Here is a 22,139-nt window from a genome sequence, read left to right on the forward strand (position 1 = left end):
CACAGGGCAATCATCCCAGGTCACACACCCCAAAGGAGCACGCAACATGCCTCGCCCAGTCCACCAACCCCCTATGGCCGTACGTGTGACGGCCCGTCAAGAAAGGGCACCACCGTGAACGTCTGGAATGAAGACCGTGCACGGCGCTCCGCTCTCCAGCACGCGGAGCGCCTGCGCGCGCTCACTAGCACTGAACGCGACATGATCCGGCTGGTTCAGGACTCCGGATTCCGGCGCTGGCTCGACCAGATGCACGCCATCGGCGGCTGCGCGCACCCGATCTACCTCTCAGGCCAAACCACTACCCGTGATGCGGCCACGGGCGAAGTGCTGAGGGTCTACAGCACTGCCGATGAGCCTCACGGGGTTCTGGCCGTCCGCTGCGGAAACCGCCGTGAAAGCCGCTGCGAGCCGTGTTCGCGCCTTCATGGAGGCGACACCTATCACCTGGTTCGGGCCGGACTCCTGGGCGGCAAAACGGTGCCTGCGGCCGTCGTTGACCACCCCAGGCTGTTCGTCACCCTGACTGCTCCGGGTTTTGGGCCAGTTCATCGTGCTACCACTGATCAGCCGTGCCGTCCTCGTCGCTCCGGCGGCCAGTGTCCCCATGGCGGCAACCTCGGCTGTGGCGCCATTCATGACGAATTCGACACCGTTGTTGGTCAGCCGATTTGTCCAGCCTGCTATGACTACTCGGCACATGTCATCTGGCACGCGAAAGCAGGCGAACTATGGAATCGGACCTGTATTCTGATTCGGCGCCATCTGGCGATGGCGACTTCCATAAAGCAGCGTGATTTGAATAATCACCTGCGGGTGTCATTTGCGAAAGTCGCTGAATATCAGAAGCGCGGTGCGGTACATGTGCACGCAGTGATCCGGGTGGACGGACCAGATGGCCCGTCAACGCCACCGCCAGCGCGGGTTGCGCCTCAGATATTGGCTGATGCGGTCCGGAGCGCAATAGGGGCGGCGGGGGTTCGTGCGCCATACGCTCCGCAAACAGGGGAGCACGTTGTCCAGTGGGGCAGCGAATTTGACGTGCATTCAATCCATGCGGAAAGCGCTGACGCCACGGTCACAGATAGCGCGGTGGCTGCGTACGTGGCGAAGTACGTCAGTAAGAGCGTGGGCGATGTCGGGGGAATTGATCGACCGATTACGTCGGCTGGAGAGATCAGTCTTCTGCCCGTCACGTCTCACGTACGCGCCCTCATGTGGGCCTGCTGGCGTCTCGGTGGAATTCCTGCCCTAGAACCTCTACGCCTGCGTCTCTGGGCTCACACGCTCGGGTACAGGGGGCATGTCCTCACCAAGTCGCGGCGGTACTCCACTACCTATGCCGCCCTTCAAGCTCTACGCGCCGACTACCGGTCGGGGAGCAGGGGGGAGAGTGAGAAAGGGCTATCGATCGAAGCGGCCTGGCGGTACGTCCGGTCGGGGCATTCGCTGGCTGAGGCAGAGGTGGCTTCGGGAATCGCTGCGGATATTTCGATGACGCGAGATATCGCAAAAGAGGAAAACGGGAAGTCGTGGGGTGGTGGCGTTGGCTGAGCGCGCGAGAAGGGCTCACCGCCCCATGACGAAAGAAGAGTGGATCGAGCGCGAGCTAGCAAAAGCGCCTAAGCGTGATGAGGCTTGGCGTAGGCGAATGATGAAAATTTGGGGCCTGAGGCCGCCGGATGAATAGTAATGCCCCCTCTCGCGTTTGAGGGGGCATCGCTATTTTCCTCTACTCGCGCCAGAGGATTTCTATAAAGTCAGGGTCAAAACGCTTCCCCCTGCCTATTGGGTGGATGATAATCGCGCGAATTTCTTCCTTCATTCGCGCCCTCTTCTCGCTGACCGTAAGGCTATCCCATTCTTTCAGTAGATCTAGCCCGGTGCTCTTGGTGTCATCTTGTGCTTGAAGGGCTGCGGACTTTCGCTGTTTGCGCTTGAGTATTGCCCTCTCGGCTTCTAGGTCCTCGATTGCGTCGAGTGCGGCTGACATGCTGATTCGCTTTTCTCGGCGCCGTTCATTCGTGAGGTCGATTTCGGCTGCGATTTCCACAAGTCGTTCATTGTTGCGCGCCGTCTGCTCGTCGGCCGCTGCTGGTTTCTCATCCTCGATTGGCACGGCGTTGCCTACGGTTCGCCGGACGTGCTCAAAATAGAGATCCCTCACGTGTTCATCGCACGGCGGGCCCACGCGTGTCACTCCTCCGCACCCACCCTGATTTGATAGGCATGCGTACCGGAAGCCGTATTTCTCATATGCTGGCTTATCTTTACTGTACGGATTAATCCAAACCGCGGAGGTGCATTTGCCGCAGCGAGCCCACCCCGAAAGGAGGTATTTCACGGCCGTGGAATGCGGCTCGATCAGTCCTGCTTGGTATTCCTCCTTCCGCTCTTCGAGAGTTCCGACGCACGCGCGCCATTCCTCTGGAGTGCAAACAGTTTCCCAGTCCCCCAGTACCGGTTTCCCGTCGACTTCTACTATGTGGTCAGGGAGCCATAAGCGGCCGCTATCACGCCTTTCGGCCTTGGAAACGTAAGTCACGTATCCGCAATTTCGTGGGTTCGTGAGACGCGCTTCTACGGTGCTGTGTGCCAGTGGTAGGTGCAGTTTTCCTTTCTTTGTGCGCCTGGGGACATAGCCTTTCTCTATCCATTCCTTGCGAACTTCACCTACGAGCTTTCCTTTGGGAATCGCACGGATGGCGGCCAAAAGATCATTCGCCTCAACTTCGCGGAGTGTCTTGTCGTCTTCGTTCCATCCGAAAGCGCGATGCGATTTCCCCTTTTTGCCGCGCTGGGCTCGGGACTTGTTTGTGCCGCTCACTCGGCGCTTGGTGTTGTCCACCTCCAGCCCGCCGACTGTCGCTTTCATCATGAACATTGCCCGGCCCTCGGCGGTCGCGAGATCCACACCCCCGTCAAGTTCCCGACCGATGTAGCTGGGGTTCATCATGAAAATGCGGTTGACCCTGGCTGCGTCGAACTCCTGTCGCGCCAGCCGGTCTGAATGGGTGAAGAGAATTCCGCGAATCACCCCACTCCCAAGGTCCACAAGCATCCGTTCAAAGTCTTCGCGGACGATGAACGGGTCTGAGGCGGGGGTGTTGTTGTCGTTGTACTCGTGGGTGATCACACCGCCGAAGCGGGCTGCGGCGGCGCGGCACCGCTTGAGCTGGTCGGCTACCTGCTCGCCCTCCTCGCGCTCTGGGTCCGCGTTGGACCGCAGCGCCTTGTCTTCGCTGAGGCGGGCGTAGGCGCCTAGGGGGATCAGGCTGCCGGTGGCCATGGCGGCTACGTCGGTGCTGGTCTGACGGCTGTTGCGTTGTGGTGTGGGCATGACAACACGCTAAGAAAAAAAGAGGGTTCCACGCTAGTCCTTTGCCAGAAGAACACCACGCGCCACTTGCCCTCGTAGGACTTGTGGTTGATCTGCTCGAACTCCTTGCCGCTCTCCAGCGACACGCAGGCCGTCAGGTCGTATGCGGGGAACTTGTCACCGACAGTGAGCACGTTTCTCCTTGCAGCTTTCGCGTGGGAGGGACCCTTTGTGGGGGTTTCCCGGGGTTGGACGATCTCCACCCTGGCACATGCCACATTGATCAGTGAAATAGCTACACTCGCTGTGGTTGATTGGAGGTGGCTATCAGTGGCCGCGACAGCTACACCGGCCGGAAAGCCGCGGCAGCCGAGCTTGTCCCAGCTCAAGGCGTTCGCCGCGGTCGCCGAGCATCTGCACTTCCGGGATGCGGCGTCCGCCATCGGGATGAGCCAGCCCGCCCTTTCGGGGGCCGTGGCGGCCCTGGAGGACACGCTCGGAGTTCAGCTTCTCGAGCGTACGACCCGCAAGGTGCTGCTCAGTCCGGCGGGTGAGCGGCTGGCCGGACGAGCACGCTCCGTACTCGCGGAGGTCGGTGCGCTGTTGGAGGAGGCCGAGGCGGCGCGGGCGCCGTTCACTGGTGTGCTGCGGCTCGGGGTGATCCCGACCGTGGCCCCGTATCTGCTGCCGACCGTGCTGCGGCTGGCGCGGGAGCACTATCCGCGCCTCGACCTCCAGGTGCACGAGGAGCAGACCGCCTCGCTGCTGGACGGGCTCGCCCACGGGCGGCTCGACCTGCTGCTGCTCGCGGTCCCGCTCGGCGCCCCGGGGGTGGTGGAACTGCCGCTCTTCGACGAGGACTTCGTGCTGGTCACGCCGCGGGACCACTGGCTGGGCGGGCGTACGGACATACCCCGCGAGGCGCTGAACGAACTGGATCTGCTGCTGCTGGACGAGGGCCACTGCCTGCGCGACCAGGCCCTGGACATCTGCCGCGAGGCGGGCCGCACCGAGGGCGCCGCGGTGACGACCACCGCCGCCGGGCTCTCCACGCTGGTGCAACTCGTCGGGGGCGGGCTCGGGGTGACGTTGCTGCCGCGTACCGCGCTACGGGTCGAGACCGGCCGCAACGACGAGCTGGCCACCGGCGACTTCGCCGACCCGGCCCCCGCCCGCCGCATCGCCCTGGCCATGCGCGCCGGGGCCGCGCGGGCGGAGGAGTTCGAGGCCCTGGCCGCCACGCTCCGCGAGGCGGTGCGGCCGCTGCCGGTGCGGGTCGCACGCTGACGCGCCGCCGCAGCCGGGATTCCTCCCCGCCGCGACGGCGCGTTCTCCCGCGTAAGGGGCTACTCGGTCCGCAGCCCCTCCGGGCGCATCATGCGCCACAGCGGAGGCAGGCTGGCCAGGGTCACCAGGACGATGACGCCCGCGCCGATGCCGGTCATCATGGCGAGTCCGGCCCAGTCCACGGCCAGCTTCTCGCCGACCATCTTCAGCAGCAGCGCGCCCAGCGCCAGCCCGCCCGCGACCGACAGCGCGAGACCCAGCACCACCGGGATCGCGGTCTGCCACAGGATGGACCAGCTCAGCGTGGAGCGCCGGGTGCCGAAGGCGACCAGGACGGACAGCAGCCGCTTGCGGTCCCGCAGTTGCTCCAGAGTGGTCACGATCATGCTGGCCCCGATGAGCAGCAGCGTCGCGGTGGCACCGATGTACAGCACGTTGCGGATCGTCTGGAACTGGTCCGACTGCGATACGCCGCTGAGCTGTATCACGTCCATCGCCGGGTCGATCGCCACGCTGGTGTTGCGCACGTACTCGTTGGCGTCCGGAACCTTCGAGTCCATACGCATCATCGCCAACGCCTGCGGGTCGGCCAGCTCCGCGACGTCGATGGCGCCGGGGGTGGCGAAGACGCCGGAGCGGTAGATCCCCGTCGGGTCCATCCTGGGCTTCGCCGTCGTGGCCGAACTGGGGATCGTCCACAGCTTCTGCTTGCCGACTGTGGGCAGGTCCTCGTCGTCGAAGCTCAGGTTGACCTGCGTGCCGGGCTTCGCGAAGGGCTTTTCGGGGGGCGGGTAGGCCACTGCCCCTTCGGCCTCCGCGCCGGCCGGTGGTGCGTCGACGAGGAAGACATCGCCGTCCCGGCAGCTCTTCAGGTGCGCCAGCTCGCGCAGCGCGGGGCAGTCGGCGACGGTGAGGGAGTCGGTCGGGATCTCGGCCGGGTCCTTCGCCTTGCTGCGCGGGTCGGAGACGGAGTCCTGGGTGACCCCGAGCACGCTGCGCACGCCCTTGGTCGCGCCGAGCCGGGCGAAGACGTCGCGGGCCTCGGCGCCGTCACCCACCTGCATGCCCATCGACAGCTGGGCGCGGTTCGGGTCCTGGTTCGTCTCCTCGGTGCTGTGGGACTCCACGCTCGCGAAGAGCATCTGGAGCGCGATGGCCCCGGCGACCGCCACCGTGATGCCGCTGACCGCGCGCGCCGCGGTGCCGCTGCTGAGCTGGAGCCGCCGGGTCGCGAGCTGCCAGGGCACCGGGCCCTTGCCGAAGCGCTCCACGACGGACTCGACCAGCCACGGCAGCAGCGCGGTGGTGCCGATGAGGACCAATACGGCACCGGCCGCGGCCTGGAAGGCCTGGAGGTCGCCGCCGCCCGAACTGGTCGCCCCGAAGCCGCCGGCGAGCGGGGCCAGCATCCCGACGCCGAGGAGCGGGAGCACCAGCCGCCACCACAGCCGCCGCCGCCTGGGGGCGGCGTTCCTGACGACGCCCAGCGGCTCGATGGCGATGGCGCGCAGGGCGAGAAGCGTGACGGCGACGGCCGAGGCGGGCACGATCAGCGCGATCGCCAGGGCGAGCGGGAGGGTGGGCGTGATGTCGGACGTGAAGAAGCTGAGGTTCAGCATCGAGGCGCCGCCGACGGCCTCCCGCAGCAGCAGGAAGAGCGCGGCGCCGACCGCGAGCCCGAGGAGCGAGCCGAAGAGCGACTCGCCCGCGGCGATCCGCCGGGTCATCTGGATGTCGGCGCCGACCAGCCGCAGCGCGGCCAGTCTCCGGTCCCGGCGCTCGCCGCCGAAGCGGGCGGCGGTGGCGATGAAGATGAGCACCGGCAGCAGCAGCACCACGCAGCCCATGATGACCAGCAGCACCAGCGCGGGGTCCAGCCCGTCCCCGCTGGTGTCCGTGGCACCCCAGGAGTCGAGGTGGTAGCTGGCGGGGACGCTGTCGAACTGCTTCGGGGTGATCCCCGCGTAGTAGCGCAGCTCGCCGGGGCCGGTCACTCCGCTGTCGCCGATCACTCCGGCGACGCGGTACGGGAAGCGGTCCCGGAGCAGCTTGCCCTCGTCGGAGGCGAGCAGCTTCTTCAGCGCGGGGGAGACGTACATCTCCCCGGCGGCCGGAACGCCGCTCACGCCCGGGGGGTGGGGCGCACCGTCGCCGTCGGGCGCCATCACCATGCCCGAGATGTCCAGGTCGCGGAAGTCGGTGTCCGCCTGGGAGACGTGGATCGTGCCGGGGCCCGGCTTCGGCTCCTCCCCGAAGCCGTTGGCGGCGATGGCGTTGGACCGCTCGGTGCGCGCGGCGTCCATGGTGGGGACGGACGCGGCGAACAGCAGCAGCGTGACGCCGAGGCCCACCCCGACCGCCGTCATGATCGTCCTGGCCCAGCTCTCCCGTCCGCCGGAGACCGCGAACCGTCCGCCCATGGCGAGGTCCGCGGCCCAGCGGGCGATGCCGGGGCGCCGCGGGGGCTGCTCGGGGGCCGGGGGCGGGGGCGGTGCGGACCTCAGGGTCAGCGTCGCCTGGCCGCCGCGGCCGCCCGGGCCGGTGTGGCCGTCGTCCGGGCCGCTCATCGGGCACCCGCCATGTCCCGCGCCTTGCCGTCGCGCACGACGACCTCGCGGTCGGAGTACGCCGCGACCCGCGCCTCATGGGTGACCAGGACGACGGCCGTACGGGTCTCCCGGGCCGCCTCGGTCAGCAGCTCCATCACCCGCTCGCCGTTGAGGGAGTCCAGCGCGCCGGTCGGCTCGTCGGCGAACAGCACCCGCGGCGCGGTGACCAGCGAGCGGGCGACCGCGACGCGCTGCCCCTGACCGCCGGAGACCTCGCCGGGCCGCTTGGCCGCCACGACGTCGACCTCCAGTCGCTCCATCCAGGACAGCGCCCGGGCCTCGGCCTCCTTGCGCTTGGTCCCGCTCAGCCGCAGCGGCAGCGCGACGTTCTCCACGCAGGTCAGCTCGGGGACGAGCTGGCCGAACTGGAAGACGAAGCCGAACTCGCCGCGGCGCAGGCTGCTGCGCTCGGCGTCCGACATGGCGGACAGCTCGCGCCCGCTGTAGTGCACCGAACCGGAGTCGGGCCGGACGATCCCGGCCAGGCAGTGCAGCAGGGTCGACTTGCCGGAGCCGGAGGGGCCCATGACGGCGACGACCTCGCCGGGGTGGATGGAGAAGTGCGCGCCGTCCAGCGCGGGGGTGGGGCCGTACGACTTGTGCAGGCCGTCGGCTATCAGCAGGGATCCCGCCGGAGTCATGAACGCACCGCCTTGGCGAGTGGGCTGAGGCGGGCCGCGGTGAGCTCAAGCCAGCGCAGGTCGGCCTCGAGGTGGAAGAGGGCGTGGTCGCAGATGAGTTGGTCGCTGAGGTCGCCGCCGCGCTTGCGCTGGGTCAGCTCGCGCATCAGCCGCAGATGCTCCGAGCGCTGCACGTCGAGCAGATCGGCGGCGTCGCGCCCGGTGAGCAGGGCGAGGACGACCTTGGTGTAGAGGACCGACTGGAGGTAGGGCTCGGGCTTCTCGGGCTGCGCGAGCCACTGCTCCACATCGGTGATGCCCGCGTCGGTGATCGCGTAGCGCTTGCGCTCGGGACCGCCCGCGTGCTCGATGCCGTCGACCTCGACGAGGCCGTTCTTCAGGAGCCGGGACATGGTCGAGTAGACCTGTCCGTAGTGCAGCGGGCGGTCGTGCCCGAACTTCTCGTCGAAGGCGCGCTTGAGGTCGTAGCCGTGTCGTGGACCGGACTCCAGAAGCCCGAGCAGGGTGTGGCCGATTGACATGCACGGCACTCTACACGATGCGTATACCTCGTGTGTATAGCTGCGGTGTGGAGTGTGTCTACGCAGGTCAAGGGCCTACTGCTGGCTCTGGCCCCCGGATTCGCCGTCCTCGGTCTCGTCCCCGCCCGTCCCGCTCGCCGCCCCGCCCGCCCCCCGCGGCGGGCGGCCGCGGCGGGGGATGGGACGGGCGGTGCCGGGCAGTCGGCCCGTGTCCGCGAGGGCCTTCCGCAGCAGGAACTCGATCTGCGCGTTGGTGCTGCGCAGCTCCTCGCCCGCCCACCGGGCGAGGGCGTCGTAGACCGCCGGGTCGAGCCGCAGCAGCGTCTGCTTGCGCTGCCGCCGCGGCTGCCGACCGGCCGTTCCCTCTTCTTCTTGCTCCGTCACTGGTAGAGCGTGCCGGTGTTGAGGACGGGCTGCGGTGCGCGGTCCCCGCACAGCACCACCATCAGATTGCTGACCATCGCGGCCTTGCGCTCCTCGTCCAGCTCCACGATCTCCTCGTCGGTGATACGGGCCAGCGCCGCCTCGACCATGCCGACCGCGCCGTCCACGATCTGCCGCCGGGCGGCGACCACCGCGCCCGCCTGCTGTCGCTGGAGCATCGCGGAGGCGATCTCCGGGGCGTACGCGAGGTGGGTGAAGCGCGACTCGATGATGTGGACCCCGGCCGCCTCGACCCGGGCGTGCAGCTCGGCCGCGAGCTTCTCGGTGATCTCCTCGGCGTTGCCGCGCAGCGACAGGCCGTTCTCGTCATGGGCGTCGTACGGGTACTCGATGGCGATGTGGCGCACGGCCGCCTCGGTCTGGGTGGCGACGAACTCCAGGAAGTCATCCACCTCGAACATCGCCTGCGCGGTGTCCTCGACCTTCCAGACCACGACGGCGGCCAGCTCGATCGGGTTGCCGTACGCGTCGTTGACCTTGAGCACCGCCGTCTCGTGGTTGCGCACCCGGGTCGAGATCTTCTCCCGGCTGGTCAGCGGGTTCACCCAGCGCAGCCCGTCGGTGCGGATGGTGCCGCGGTAGCGGCCGAAGAGCTGGACGACCCGGGCCTCGCCCGGCGCGACCATGTTCAGCCCGGCCATGGTGATGAGCGCGGTGAGGATCACCACGATCCCGGCGACGATCAGCGCGGCGGATCCGGCGCCCTTGTGGTCGGCGGCGACGGCCGCCCCGGCGAGGATCAGGCCCACCCCGGCGAGGAGTCCGACCAGGCCCAGCAGCAGGGCGAGGCCGCCGCTGATGTTCTTGGCGGGCCGCTCCCGTACCTGTGGCTCATGGCGGGCCGGTATGCCGTTGGTGGAGGCGATGGTGTCGGTCATGGAGTCCCCGCTTCTGTGGAAGGTGTCAACAAAGTGATAACACATTTCCCTTCCTGTGCAACCCCCGGCGGCCCCGGGGTGTCAGTTCCCGTGAGAGACGTGCTCTTTGTCACGTACGGAAAAAGCTTGATCGATGAGTATTTGCCGGTTGATGCGGTGCTAGCTTCATGAGCTGGCTTGGGTGCGGGGGGCGGATGGACTGGAGCGGCGGGAGAGATGGGTAGAGCGGACGATCGGCGGGCGCGGCAGAAGGGCGCACGCAGGGCCAAGAAGGCCGCCAAACAGGGGGGTATACGCCGGTTCTTCACCTGGAAGATGGTGTTGGGCTACTTCGTCGGACTGGGCGCCCTGGGGGTCGCGGCGTTCGCCATCCTGTACTTCAGCGTGAAGGTTCCCCCGGCCAACGCCGCGGCGAAGGCGGAAGCCAACATCTACAAGTACAGCGACGGCTCGATCATGGCGAAGGAGGGCTCGGTCAACCGCGAGTCGGTGCCGCTCTCCAAGATCCCCAAGAAGGTGCAGCACACCTTCGTCGCCGCCGAGAACAAGGACTTCTACACCGATTCCGGTGTGTCCTTCTCCGGTACCGCGCGCGGCCTGATCAACACCGCCCTCGGCCGGGGCAAGCAGGGTGGCTCGACCATCACCCAGCAGTTCGTCAAGAACTACTACCTGAGCCAGGAGCAGACGGTCAGCCGTAAGCTCAAGGAGCTGGTGATCTCCCTCAAGGTGGACCAGGACCAGTCCAAGGACTACATCCTCCAGGGCTACATCAACACCAGCTACTACGGCCGCGGCGCCTACGGCATCCAGGCCGCCGCCCGCGCGTACTACAACAAGGACGCGGAGGACCTGAGCGTCCGGCAGGGCGCCTACCTCGCGGCACTGCTCCAGGCCCCCAGCCAGTACGACTATTCAACGGCGGGCCCCAACGGCAAGAAGCTGGTCGTGGCCCGCTGGAACTACATCCTCAACAACATGGTCGAGAAGGACTGGCTGTCCAAGAGCGAGCGCGACGGGCTGAAGTTCGAAAAGCCCATCGACCCCCGCCCGATCCCCGGGCTCGACGGCCAGACCGGCTATGTGATCGAGGCCGCCAAGAAAGAGCTGTACAAGACGGGGATCAGCGAGAACGAGGTCGAGGCCGGCGGCTGGACGGTCACCCTCAACATCGACAAGAAGAAGCAGAAGGCGCTGGAGAAGGCGGTCCGCACCGAGCTGACCGACAAGCTGGACCCGAAGAACCGCAAGGTCGACAAGGACGCCCAGGTCGGCGCGGTCTCGGTGAATCCCAAGACCGGCGGCATCGTGGCGATGTACGGCGGCGCGGGCTACACGGAGCACTACACCAACAACGCGACCCGCTCGGACTACCAGCCCGCCTCCACCTTCAAGCCGCTCATCCTGGCCTCGGCCTACGAGAACGGCTCGACGACCCAGAGCGGCACGCCGATCAGCGCCAAGACCCTCTACGACGGCACCAGTAAGCGGCCGGTCAAGGGCAGCGACACCGCCTTCGCCCCGCCGAACGAGGACGACAAGTCCTACGGCGAGATCAACGTCCAGAAGGCGATGAACAAGTCGGTCAACTCCGTCTTCGCACAGATGGCGGTGGACGTGGGCCTGAGCAAGGTCAAGAACACCGCCATGGACCTCGGCATGACCGGTGAGGTGAAGAACGGCTTCGACGTGCGGCCCGCGATGTCGCTGGGTGTGATGGGCGCCAGCCCCAGGGAGATGGCCGGGGTCTACGCGACCCTCGACAACCACGGCAAGAAGGTCACCCCGGCGTTCGTGAAGTCGGCCCAGAAGGGCGAGGACCAGCAGGCAGACCTGCCGGACCCGACCAACGGCCAGGCGATCAGCCGTGGCGCGGCCGACTCCGTCACCCAGGTGCTGACCGGTGTGGTGGACGACGGCACCGGCCAGGCCGTGCGCACCAAGGGCCAGGAGATGGCGGGCAAGACCGGCACCTCGGACGACAACAAGTCCGCCTGGTTCACCGGTTACACCCCCGACCTGGTCACCTCGGTCGGCATGTTCGGCGAGGCGAAGGGCGGCAAGCAGGTCTCGCTCAAGGGCACGGCCGGTGGCGGCCGGGTCAACGGTGGTGACTTCCCGGCCAAGATCTGGGGCGCGTACATGGGCAGCACCCTGAACGGCTCGTCCACCACGAAGTTCGATCTGGACACCGAGCTGGACAACCAGCCGCAGGCGCCCCCGCCGACGACGGAGACCGAGGAGCCCCCGACCACGTCCGCGCCTCCCACGGAGAGCAAGGACCCGACCCCGACCAAGAGCCCGACCGCGGACGACACGCCCACCGCGCCGACCACGTCCGCGGCCCCGCCGACGTCTCCGACCACGCCCCCGACCTCACCAACGTTCAGCGCGCCGGTCACCCCGCCGGGCAATGAGGACGGCGGCGGCGACGAGGGCCAGGGCGGCGGCTGACGCTGCTGACCAAAAGACGGCCGCCCGGCACCTTCCGTGCCGGGCGGCCGTTCTCGTACTCGCTCGCTGTTACGGCATGGCCAGTTCGAACCAGACGACCTTGCCCGTGGACAGCCGGGTCGCGCCCCAGCGCCGGGCCATCCGGTTGACCAGGTACAGCCCGCGGCCGCCCTCGTCGGAGGGCCGGGCCTGGCGCAGCCGCGGCAGCTGCGGCACGTCGTCGCCGACCTCGCAGCGGAGCACGTCGGTGCGGAGCAGCCGTAGCGTGATGGGCCGTTCCGCGTACCGTACGGCGTTGGTGACCACCTCGCTGACCAGCAGTTCCACCGCGTCCGTCAGATCCTCCAGGTCCCAGCGGGCCAGCGCCCGGCGGGCCAGGCGGCGGGCCTGTCCGGCGGTCTGGGCCTTCGGGTCCAGGAACCAGTACGCGACGTCGCTGGGCGCGATGCCCTCGAAGCGGGCCGCGAGCAGCGCCACGTCGTCGTCGCGGTCGCCGGGCCCGAGCATGTCCAGCACCTCGTCGCACAGCGGCTCCAGCGGCGGCGGGTTGGGGCCGGTGAGCCGGGCGGTGGCGGTCAGCCGCTCGCGCAGCTGCTCGATGCCGGTCCACACGTCGCGCATCCGCGACTCGACCAGGCCGTCCGTGTAGAGCATGAGGGTGGCCCCGGCGGGCGCGTCCAGCTCGACCGCCTCGAAGTCGACGCCGCCGACCCCGATCGGCGCCCCCGGCGGCACCCGCAGCACCTCGGCGCGGCCGCCGCGGTGCAGCAGCAGGGGCGGCGGATGGCCCGCGTTGGCGACCACGATGCGGTGCGCGACCGGGTCGTAGACCGCGTACAGGCAGGTGGCCATGCGGTCGGTGCCGAGCCGCTGGGCCTGCTCGTCGAGGTGGTGCAGCACCTCCTGCGGCGGCAGGTCGAGTCCGGCCAGGGTCTGCGCGGTCGTGCGCAGCTGGCCCATGATCGCGGCCGAGGTCATGGAGTGGCCCATCACATCGCCGACCACCAGCGCCACCCGGTTGCCGGGCAGCGGGATCGCGTCGTACCAGTCGCCGCCGACCCGCGCGGTCTCGGCCGCGGGCAGATAGCGGCTGGCCAGCCGGACGCCGGTGGGCTGCGGCAGCGAGTCGGGCAGCATGGTGCGCTGCAGCTCGTCCGCGATGTAGACCTCGCGCCCGTACAGCACCGCCTTGTCGACGCCGAGCGCGGTGTGGGTGGCCAGCTGGGCGGCGACCAGCAGATCGTCCGGTTCGAACGGCGGCCGGTCCGGGCGGCGTACGAAGACGGCCGCCCCGATCACCCGGCGGCGGCCGCGCAGCGGGGCCAGCACGGTGCGCTGGCCGGTCGCCACCGACGGCCCGTCGCCCAGGAGTTCGGGCAGCGCGGCGCGGGCGGCCTGCGAGTCGCCGAACACCGGCCGCACCCCGCGCAGCACCTCGGCCAGCGGTCCGCCCGCCTCCACCTCGCACAGTTCGGCCGCGGGCCCGCCGCCCACGGCGGGCGCCAGGTCGGACTGCGAGGACATCAGCGGCAGCCGTCCGCTCTCGGTGTCCGCGTCCATCGGGATCCGGTCGGTGCGGCGCAGCCGCAGCACCACCGGGCCGACCGGGCGCTCGTCGCCGACCGGCAGCGGATCGCGCAGATACACCAGGATCGCGTCGGCGAAGGTGGGCACGGTGGCCCGGCACAGGCCGAGCACGATCTCGTCGAGGTCGATGCCGCGCGCGATGCGCCGCGTCGCCGCCCCGACGAACCGCAGCCGGTCCCCGCTCCGGTCCCGCATCGCGGCGGTCCCGTCGGCGCCGGGCGCGTTCGCGGGCGGCACGGCGGGCATCCCGCCCTCCGGGGTGGTGTACGCGACCTCACCGGCCGCCGCGACATCGCCCGCCGAGGCGGCCGTGCCGGGCCGCGCCGGGGCCGGGTGTTCGCCCGGCGTGGTGCCGGGGGCGTCGTCCCGGGTCCCGGGTCGGCGCGCCGCGCCTCTGGCCGCATTGCGGTCCGCGTCCCACACAGGCTCGCCCTCCGGTGTGCCGTGCTCCGGCTGTGCCGGGTGCTCGCTCTCCGCCGAGTTCCGGCGCTGCGTCCCGCCGCCGGGCTGTGTTCCTCCGCCGCCGCGTGGCGCGGCCTTGGCCGCCCCGCGGCCGCGGCGCCGTGGCCGGGCTTCCTCGCCGCTCTGCTCCGTGGCCGGGGCCGGGGCGTCGCCGGAGCCCGGGGCGGCCGCCGGGCCGTCCGCGGGGAAGGCGGGACGCGGTCGGCCGCCGCCCGGCTCCTGGCCGGGGGCGGCCGTCTGCCGCACGGCGGTCCGCGGGTCCGGGACCGCGCCGTGCGCGTCCTCGGGCGCGCCCGAGGCGGCGGCAGGGGTGGCAGCCTGTCGCCTGTTGTGGGAGGTGGGGTGCTCCGTCACGCGTGGGTTTCCATCCGTCCGGGGCCGTGCGCCCCCGTCTCGTCGGGGGCGCACCGAGTGTCAGGCACGTCGTCGGCAGTTCAGATAGAGCTGGATCTCGGGTGGTACGTCCGTGCTGGCCGGGGCGTACGCGTGCGAGTCCTCCCCGGCGATCTCGAAGCCCGCATCCGTCACGACCTGTCGAAGTTCGTCCCGCAGATAACCGGATACCCGGACCGAGTTGCCGAGGAACGGAATGGCGAAGTCGTCGACGTCCGCCTCCACCATGCCCAGGCTCAGCAGCCCGCCGGGTCTCAGTACGCCGTGGAGGGCGCGCAGCGCGTACGGGATCTCCGGGCGGGGCAGCAGCAGCAGCGAGAAGTAGACGGCGATGCCGTCGAACGGGCCCAGCTCCCGGGAGCCCCCGGGGCCGTACCGGCCGCCGACCCTCAGGTCGACGATGTCCACTTGGTGGAATTCGGCGTCCGGCACATTGTCCCGGGCCAGCTTCAGCATCCCGGGGGAGATGTCGATGCCCGCCACCCGGTGTCCGGCGTCGGTCAGCTGACGGGCGGTGGGCAGCCCCGTACCGCAGCCGACGTCGAGCACGCGGGAGCCGGGCGGCAGCGTGCCGGCCAGCCACTGACCGGCCGCGACCTGGCCTTCCTTATGAGGGAAAGCCTCGTCGTAGCGGTCTCCTATGGTGTCGAACGCCTCTGCCTGACCGCTGCGGTCGAGTGCCAGGCGGTCGAAGTCCTCGTAGCCCGCATAGCCGTCGCCGTAGTCGTCCTCACCGCTCACGACTCCCGCCCCTCCTGTGACATTGCGTCAGATCATGCGCATCGTCCGTGAGTTGCGCCTTTGTCTTGTTTCCCGCATGTGCAGTGTTCCGGACGACGATCCTACGTTTGAAACACGGGGACACAGCAAGAGGTTCAGGACCTCGAGTGCGCCGACGTACGCCCCCTGTCGATACGGTCCCAGTCCGCCGGGAGGACGGGGACCGTCCACGACGGGTCCGGACGCCACTCCTCCCACCCCTCCCGGAACGGCGCGTCCCAGGAGTCGATGAGCCGCACGGCGGCCCGGCCCGCCGCTCGTACGCGCTCGGCCTGCTCACCGTCCATCAGACCGGCCCGCTGCGCCTGCGCGAACTCGTCCTCGTCCTTCCATTCCCAGCTGCGGTCCGGGTAGACCGCGATGTCGAGGAAGTGGTCCTCGGAGTCCACTCCGCCGCTCCAGCGGGCCAGCGGCTCCTCCAGGTTCACGTACCAGTTCTTGAACTGCCAGCCCTGATCCCAGAACAGCCACACCGACCAGGGCTCGCCGGGCCGGGCCAGCTTGAGCACTCCGGTGCCGAACCACTGCGACAGCGCGGTGGTACGCGGCTTGGTGTAGCGCGTGGACAGCGGCTCGCGGTGCACCTGCGTACCGTCGGCGAGCTGCGGTTTGACGCATGCCGTGCCGGGCGCCAGCCAGACGGCCAGCACGTCCGGGGTGTCCCGGACGACCGTCACCGGACGGCAGATGTGGATGGCGTCGGAGGCGTTGGCGCGATAACGCCAGAGGATATGGTCCCCCGGCGCCCATCGGGCACCGCCCGCCCTGTCCGTCGTCTCCACGATGTCCGCTGTCATGAGCAGATCTTAGGTGCGACGGGGCCGCCGTGCCGTGACCTATGCCGCACGCACAGTACAACAGGGGCTTACGGATGCGTCATGCGCAGCACGTCCAGCGCCTCGTCCAGCTGCTCCCGGGTCAGCAGACCGCGCTCCACATAGCCGGACTCCAGCACCACCTCGCGGATGGTCTTCCGCTCGGCTAGGGACTTCTTCGCGACCTTCGCCGCCTCCTCGTACCCGAGGTAGCGGTTGAGCGGGGTGACGACGGACGGCGAGGACTCCGCGTACTCCCGGGCCCGCTCAGCGTCGGCGGTGATCCCGTCGATGGTGCGGTCCGCCAGCAGCCGGGAGGCGCTGGTCAGCAGGCGGATCGACTCCAGCAGATTCTTGGCGATCACCGGGAGCATCACGTTCAGCTCGAAGTTCCCGGCGGCCCCGGCCGTGGCGACGGTCGTGTCGTTGCCGGTGACCTGGGCCGCGACCATCAGAACGGCCTCGGGGATCACCGGGTTGACCTTCCCCGGCATGATCGACGAACCGGGCTGGAGATCGGGCAGCGCGATCTCGGCGAGACCGGTGCGCGGGCCGGACGCCATCCAGCGCAGATCGTTGGAGATCTTGGTGAGGCCGACCGCGATGGTCCGCAGCTGACCGGACGTCTCCACCAGCCCGTCCCGCGCGCCCTGCGCCTCGAAGTGGTTCCGGGCCTCGGTCAGCGGCAGCCCGGTGGCCCGGGCCAGCTCGGCGATGACGGCGGCCGGGAAGCCGGGCGGGGTGTTGATGCCGGTGCCCACGGCGGTGCCGCCCAGCGGCAGTTCCGCCAGCCGGGGCAGCGCGGCGCGCAGCCGCTCCACGCCGTACCGCACCTGCGCCGCGTAGCCGCCGAACTCCTGGCCCAGCGTCACAGGGGTGGCGTCCATCAGATGGGTCCGCCCCGCCTTGACCACCTCGGCGAACTCGGCCGCCTTGCGCTCCAGCGCCTCGGCCAGGTGGTCCAGCGCCGGGATGAGGTCGGCGGTGACGGCGGCGGTGGCGGCGACGTGGATGGAGGACGGGAAGACGTCGTTGGACGACTGGCTGGCGTTCACATGGTCGTTGGGGTGGACCGGGCGGCCCAGCCGTTCGCTCGCGAGCGTGGCCAGCACCTCGTTGGTGTTCATGTTGGACGAGGTGCCGGAGCCGGTCTGGAACACGTCCACCGGGAAGTGGTCGTCCCAGCGGCCCTCGGCGACCTCAGCGGCCGCCTCCGCGATCGCCGCCGCCAGGTCCTTCTCCACCACGCCCAGCTCGGCGTTGACCGCGGCCGCCGCGGCCTTGATCCGGGCCAGCGCCTCGATGTGCGCCCGCTCCAGGCGCTGTCCGCTGACGGGGAAGTTCTCCACGGCGCGCTGGGTCTGCGCGCGCCACTTGGCGTGGGCGGGCACCCGCACCTCACCCATGGAGTCGTGCTCGGTCCGGTAGCTCTCTTCGGTCATGACGACACCTCCGTCCAGCACAGCGTTGTCCCGCCGTGCCGTCTTCCCGGCCCGCCGGGGGCGCAGCGGTGAGGTGGGTCACCGTACGGCCTCGGGGGCGCGCGGGGCCTCCACCTCACCGGTGCGCTTGAGCTTCTGCCAGGGCAGCAGGGCGCCGGTGGCCGCCGTCACGCACGAATGCAGCAGGACCAGATACATCAGCTGGCGGTAGACGATCTGCTGGAGCGGCAGTACGGCCAGCGCCCGGTACCGCTCGCGGTCCAGCCGGAAGGCGTACGCCGCCCCCAGCAGCTGCACCAGCAGCAGCGCGCCCCACGCGGCGAGCGACCGCACCGGGTCCACGAAGATCACCCCGTACAGCGTGAACAGGTCGATCAGCGGCGCGAACAGCGGCGTGATGATCTGGAAGAGCACCACCAGCGGCATCCCCACCCGGCCGAACCGCCCCGAGGGCCCCCGGTCGATCAGCGAGCGGCGGTGCTTCCACAGCGCCTGCATGGTGCCGTAGCTCCACCGGTAGCGCTGCTTCCACAGCTGCCCCAGGGTGCCCGGCGCCTCGGTCCAGGCGCGGGCGTGCTCCTGGTAGACCACGCCCCAGCCCGCCCGGTGCAGCGCGATGGTGATGTCGGTGTCCTCGGCCAGGGTGTCGGCGCTCATGCCCCCGGCGTCCAGCAGCGCGCGGCGGCGGAAGGCGCCGATCGCCCCGGGGATGGTCGGCATGCAGCGCAGCAGGTCGTACATGCGCCGGTCGAGGTTGAAGCCCATCACGTACTCGATGTGCTGCCAGGCGCCGATCAGCCGGCGCCGGTTGCCGACCTTGGCGTTGCCCGCGACCGCGCCGACCCGGGAGTCGGCGAAGGGGCGGACCAGCTCGCGGATGGTGGTGGGCTCGAAGACGGTGTCGCCGTCCATCATCACGATCAGCTCGTGGCGGGCGTTCGCGATGCCGTTGTTCAGCGCGGCGGGCTTGCCCGCGTTCGGCTGGCGCAGCACGCGCACGTTGGGCAGGCCCATCGCCGCCACGATGTCCGCCGTGCCGTCGGTCGAACCGTCGTCCACCACCAGGATCTCGATCGGATGGGTGGAGGCGGCCAGCGAGTTGAGGGTGTGGGCGATGCACTCCTTCTCGTTGTACGCGGGCACCACGACGCTCACCGGATCGTTCACCTCCTGCACCAGGGTGTAGCGGCGCCGGTCCCGGGAGCGGCGGTGCCACCAGGCCAGCCCCAGCATCAGCAGCAGCCGCCCGAACACCGCGAAGCCGACGACCCCCAGCATCCCGATGAGCACCGGCAGCGCGTACTGGGTGGCCAGCGCCGCCCACACCAGCGTCCGGCCCTCCCACACCCGGACGGCGGGGGCGGAGTGGTTGGCGCTCTTGGCGCCGAGCGCGCCGGTGATGGTGGTGAACGAGTAGCCGCGCGCCGCCATCCGGTCGATGTAGCGCTCCAGGGCCTTCACGGTCCGCGAGCGGTTGCCGCCCGCGTCGTGGAAGAGCACGGACGCGCCCTTCGTGCCACGGGGGGTGGCGTTCTGGACGATCTCCTTGACCGGAGGCCGCCGCCAGTCCTCGCTGTCGGTGTCCACGAACGCGCTGACGTAGCCCTTGGCGCCCACATGCTGCTGCACCGGCCAGGTGCGGTCGTCGAGCGCGGAGACCTCCGAGGCGTACGGCGCCCGGAACAGCGAGCTGGTGACACCCGCCGCGCCCGCCAGCGCCAGCTGCGACTGGGCCAGTTCGCGGTTCATCCGCTGCTTGTCCTGGTAGGACAGGTCGACATGGGAGAAGGTGTGCACGCCGATCTCATGTCCGGCGGCCACCATCCGGCGCACCAGCCCGGGGTGGCGGACCACCATCTGGCCCAGCACGAAGAACGTCCCCGGCACGCGGTGCTCGCGCAGCACGGCGAGGATTTCCGGGGTCCAGCGCGGGTCCGGGCCGTCGTCGAAGGTCAGCGCGATCGTCTTGTCGGGGATGGAGTGCTCGGTCGCCCTCCCCTTCCGGTCGAAGGTGATGACCGGTCCGCCGTTGCGCAGCCGCTCGGGGACGCCGCGGTACGAATGCGCGGCGTGCACCCGGGCGTCGTTGCCGATCTCGGCGTACAGATAGCCGTCCAGCAGCAGGGCGCAGATCAGCGCGAGCAGGGTGGCCAGCGCGAAGGCCATCCGGGTGCGGGAGCGCAGCCGCAGGCGCCCCCGGACGCGGGGCGTCCGGGGCCCGGTCGTCCCGTTGCCGGGGGGCTTCCTGAGCGGGGGGAGTCTGCGGCCGCGCGGCCGGGGCAGCTTCAGCGGTCTGCCGCCGCTCATGACACCCCGCCACGGAACGGCGTGAGCGACTGCCAGTCGATGCCGCCCGGCGTGGCCGATCCCCACACCGGGATGTCGGGCTCGTTCGCCGGGGGCCTGGTCTGGCCCTTGCCGGGGTTCTGGGGGCGGTCGGGCCCGGGCTCTGCGGGCTTCGCGGGCTTGGCGGCCGGGGGCTTGTTCACCGGACCGGGCGCCGGGTCCACCGGCTTCCGGGGCGGCTTGTGGGGCGCGGGACGCGCGGGCGGCGAGGCGGGCTTGTGGGGCCGCGCCTGATGCGGCGCGTGGCCCGGCCGGTGGGCCTCGGACCGCTCATGCCGCGGGGCGTGGTGCGCGCCCGGACGGCGGCCCCGGCGTGTGTCGTGCGCCGCGCGCCTCGGCCGTGCGTCGCGCGCCGAGGACGCGCGGTGCGGCTGCGGCGGCGCGGGGCGCGCGAGCGCGGTGGGCCTGCGGGCGTCCGCGGGGCGTACGTCCGTGGGGGAGCCCGGCCGGGCGCGGTCCGTGCCGTCCGGGCGGTACCGGTATTCCGACGGGTGCTCATATCCGCCGGAGTCTCCGGCGGAATGCCCCTCCGGGGCGCTCTTCGGCGCCCGGCTCAACGCCTCGGTGGTGACGGGGTGACCAGGGATCAGCGTCTCGGGAGCGATGGCCGTGCCGCCCGCGAACCCCATCCCGAGGACCGCCGAATAGCCGAAGCAGACAGCCCCCGCGAGCGCGCCCGCGTGCCGTACCAGTCGGCCGCGGCGCCCGGAGAGGTCCACGAACACGGGGCCCTTCCCGGCCACGTCGGAGCGGACGGGACGCGAGGACGCACGCTCGGCCACATCTGACTGAGGATCCATGCGTCAGAGGCTAGTCCAGAAAATACGACATACAACCTATGTGTCAAACATGCGGTGTGTCATAGTTCGTTACTTTTCATCGGATGTGCGAGGTTGGCGGAGAGGCCGGGCCAGGGGCCCAGTCCCCGGCCCTCACATCCCCACCTCTCACCCCGGAGCGGAAGGAAGAGCGCGTGCGATTGAGGGCCAGCCCCCGCATGAGCGGAATCGCCATGGCCGGAGCCGTGCTCTGCGCCACCATCGCCGTCTGGGCGGGCAGCGAGAGGTCGCCCGAGTCGCACCACGCGGCCTCGCACGCCGCCGCCCCTCGCCCGGCGCCGCCCCCGGCCGACTTCGTGCCGTACGTCAGCGCCTGGGCCAGCTCGCGCTACGACATGCCCGCGGCGGCGGCGCGCGGCGTCAAGGAATTCACCCTGGGCTTCGTTGTATCGGCTGAGGGCTGCACCCCGGCGTGGGACAGCGGCATCCCGTTCGACGACCCGGCGCTGACGACCCGTATCGAGGCCACCCGGCGGGCCGGGGGCGACGTACGGATCTCCTTCGGCGGCGCCGACGGCACGGAGCTGGCGACGGCCTGCGAGGACCCCGCGCAACTCGCCGCCGCGTACACCGAGGTGATCGAGCGTTACGGGATCATCCGCGCCGACTTCGACATCGAGGGCGACGCCCTCGCCGACGCCGAGGCCACCGCCCGCCGGGCCCAGGCCATCGCCCTGGTCCAGCGCACCCACGAGGGGCTGAACGTCTCCTTCACGCTGCCCGCCATGCCGGACGGGCTGACGCCCGGGGCCCTCGCCCAGCTGACCGCGGCCCGGCAGGAGGGCGTCACCGTCTCGTCCGTGAACGTCATGGCCATGAACTACAGCGGCGACCACACGGGCAGCATGGGCCGCTACGCCATCCAGGCGGCCACCGCCGCCCAGGAAAAGGTCCGCCAGGTACTCGGGCTGTCCGACGCCGCCGCGTGGAAGACCCTCGCCGTGACGCCGATGATCGGGGTCAACGACGTCACCGGCGAGGTCTTCACGCTCCAGGACGCGGCCGGACTCGCCCGCTTCGCGGCCCGCAAGGGCATCGGGCGGCTGTCGATGTGGTCGGCGGAACGCGACCGCCCGTGCGCGAACGGCGGCGCCGCGGCCCCGGAGCCGGCCGCCACGCCCCCCAGCACCTCCTGCAGCGGCGTCCCCCAGCGCCCGGGCGCCTTCGAGGCGACCCTGTCCGGCTGACGGCCCGGCAGCCCGACGGCCCCGGGGGGGGGGGGGGGGGGAGGGGGGGGGGGGGGGGGGGGGGGGGGGGTGGTGGGGGGGGGGGTGGGGGGGGAGGGGGGGGGTGGGGCGTGGCCACAGGCCCCGCTGCCGGTC

Annotated in this window: 16 protein-coding genes and 1 pseudogene; 4 read left to right on the forward strand and 13 right to left on the reverse strand. The window is 70.2% G+C overall.

Translation table 11 applies throughout. From position 1 onward, the window contains the following. Positions 1-114 precede the first annotated feature (114 nt). On the forward strand, positions 115-1,554 hold the full coding sequence (locus ACZ59A_RS10765) for a replication initiator (RefSeq protein WP_470956327.1): 1,440 nt from the start codon (positions 115-117) through the stop codon (positions 1,552-1,554). A gap of 178 nt (positions 1,555-1,732) precedes the next feature. Here ACZ59A_RS10765 and ACZ59A_RS10770 read toward each other — a convergent pair whose 3' ends face one another. Together ACZ59A_RS10770 and ACZ59A_RS10775 are read right to left on the reverse strand one after the other, a co-directional pair. Continuing rightward, positions 1,733-3,340: a recombinase family protein gene (locus ACZ59A_RS10770; protein ID WP_470956330.1), complete on the reverse strand. Its 1,608-nt coding sequence runs from the start codon at positions 3,338-3,340 to the stop codon at positions 1,733-1,735. Positions 3,341-3,378: 38 nt separating this feature from the next. Further along, a pseudogene (locus ACZ59A_RS10775) lies at positions 3,379-3,513 on the reverse strand (peroxiredoxin); the annotation flags it as partial. A 136-nt stretch (positions 3,514-3,649) separates the two neighbouring features. Here ACZ59A_RS10775 and ACZ59A_RS10780 point away from each other — a divergent pair. After that, entirely contained in the window at positions 3,650-4,606 is a 957-nt protein-coding gene (locus ACZ59A_RS10780) for a hydrogen peroxide-inducible genes activator (RefSeq protein WP_470956333.1), read from the forward strand. 59 nt (positions 4,607-4,665) lie between these two features. On the opposite strand, the gene ACZ59A_RS10785 is transcribed toward ACZ59A_RS10780, so the two are convergent. The 5 genes from ACZ59A_RS10785 to ACZ59A_RS10805 all read right to left on the reverse strand — a co-directional run bounded on the left by ACZ59A_RS10785 (position 4,666) and on the right by ACZ59A_RS10805 (position 9,699). Next, positions 4,666-7,173, reverse strand: a complete 2,508-nt coding sequence (locus ACZ59A_RS10785) for an FtsX-like permease family protein (protein ID WP_470956336.1) — start codon at positions 7,171-7,173, stop codon at positions 4,666-4,668. Then, complete coding sequence (locus ACZ59A_RS10790; protein ID WP_470956339.1) at positions 7,170-7,856, reverse strand: ABC transporter ATP-binding protein; 687 nt, start codon at positions 7,854-7,856, stop codon at positions 7,170-7,172. Before ACZ59A_RS10790 ends, ACZ59A_RS10785 begins: the two co-directional genes overlap by 4 nt. Next, a complete protein-coding gene (locus ACZ59A_RS10795; protein ID WP_470956342.1) occupies positions 7,853-8,377 on the reverse strand; it encodes a PadR family transcriptional regulator in 525 nt (174 codons plus the stop codon). Before ACZ59A_RS10795 ends, ACZ59A_RS10790 begins: the two co-directional genes overlap by 4 nt. A 75-nt stretch (positions 8,378-8,452) precedes the next feature. Then, entirely contained in the window at positions 8,453-8,761 is a 309-nt protein-coding gene (locus tag ACZ59A_RS10800; RefSeq protein WP_470956345.1) for a type II toxin-antitoxin system antitoxin, read from the reverse strand. Next, complete coding sequence (locus ACZ59A_RS10805) at positions 8,758-9,699, reverse strand: SPFH domain-containing protein (RefSeq protein ID WP_470956348.1); 942 nt, start codon at positions 9,697-9,699, stop codon at positions 8,758-8,760. Before ACZ59A_RS10805 ends, ACZ59A_RS10800 begins: the two co-directional genes overlap by 4 nt. Before the next feature lie 216 nt (positions 9,700-9,915). Here ACZ59A_RS10805 and ACZ59A_RS10810 point away from each other — a divergent pair, with 216 nt between their 5' ends. Further along, positions 9,916-12,153 carry a transglycosylase domain-containing protein gene (locus tag ACZ59A_RS10810; protein WP_470956351.1) on the forward strand — a complete coding sequence of 746 codons (2,238 nt, stop codon included), beginning with the start codon at positions 9,916-9,918 and terminating at the stop codon, positions 12,151-12,153. A gap of 69 nt (positions 12,154-12,222) precedes the next feature. Here ACZ59A_RS10810 and ACZ59A_RS10815 read toward each other — a convergent pair whose 3' ends face one another. From ACZ59A_RS10815 to ACZ59A_RS10840, 6 genes are all read right to left on the reverse strand, one after another. Beyond that, on the reverse strand, positions 12,223-14,448 hold the full coding sequence (locus ACZ59A_RS10815; protein WP_470957871.1) for a SpoIIE family protein phosphatase: 2,226 nt from the start codon (positions 14,446-14,448) through the stop codon (positions 12,223-12,225). A 168-nt stretch (positions 14,449-14,616) separates the two neighbouring features. Next, positions 14,617-15,336: a class I SAM-dependent DNA methyltransferase gene (locus ACZ59A_RS10820; RefSeq protein WP_470956354.1), complete on the reverse strand. Its 720-nt coding sequence runs from the start codon at positions 15,334-15,336 to the stop codon at positions 14,617-14,619. Between the two features lie 134 nt (positions 15,337-15,470). After that, positions 15,471-16,172, reverse strand: coding sequence for a cytidylyl-2-hydroxypropylphosphonate hydrolase (gene fomD, locus ACZ59A_RS10825; protein ID WP_470956357.1), 702 nt, complete (start codon positions 16,170-16,172; stop codon positions 15,471-15,473). A 68-nt stretch (positions 16,173-16,240) separates the two neighbouring features. Continuing rightward, positions 16,241-17,632: a class II fumarate hydratase gene (locus tag ACZ59A_RS10830; RefSeq protein ID WP_470956360.1), complete on the reverse strand. Its 1,392-nt coding sequence runs from the start codon at positions 17,630-17,632 to the stop codon at positions 16,241-16,243. Between the two features lie 78 nt (positions 17,633-17,710). After that, a complete protein-coding gene (locus ACZ59A_RS10835) occupies positions 17,711-19,939 on the reverse strand; it encodes a bifunctional polysaccharide deacetylase/glycosyltransferase family 2 protein (protein ID WP_470956363.1) in 2,229 nt (742 codons plus the stop codon). Beyond that, on the reverse strand, positions 19,936-20,778 hold the full coding sequence (locus tag ACZ59A_RS10840) for a hypothetical protein (RefSeq protein WP_470956366.1): 843 nt from the start codon (positions 20,776-20,778) through the stop codon (positions 19,936-19,938). Before ACZ59A_RS10840 ends, ACZ59A_RS10835 begins: the two co-directional genes overlap by 4 nt. 197 nt (positions 20,779-20,975) lie before the next feature. Between ACZ59A_RS10840 and ACZ59A_RS10845 the strand changes: the two genes are divergently transcribed. Further along, positions 20,976-22,004, forward strand: coding sequence for a chitinase (locus ACZ59A_RS10845; RefSeq protein WP_470956368.1), 1,029 nt, complete (start codon positions 20,976-20,978; stop codon positions 22,002-22,004). Positions 22,005-22,139 lie beyond the last annotated feature (135 nt).

This window comes from Streptomyces sp. NPDC040405 (assembly GCF_055595765.1).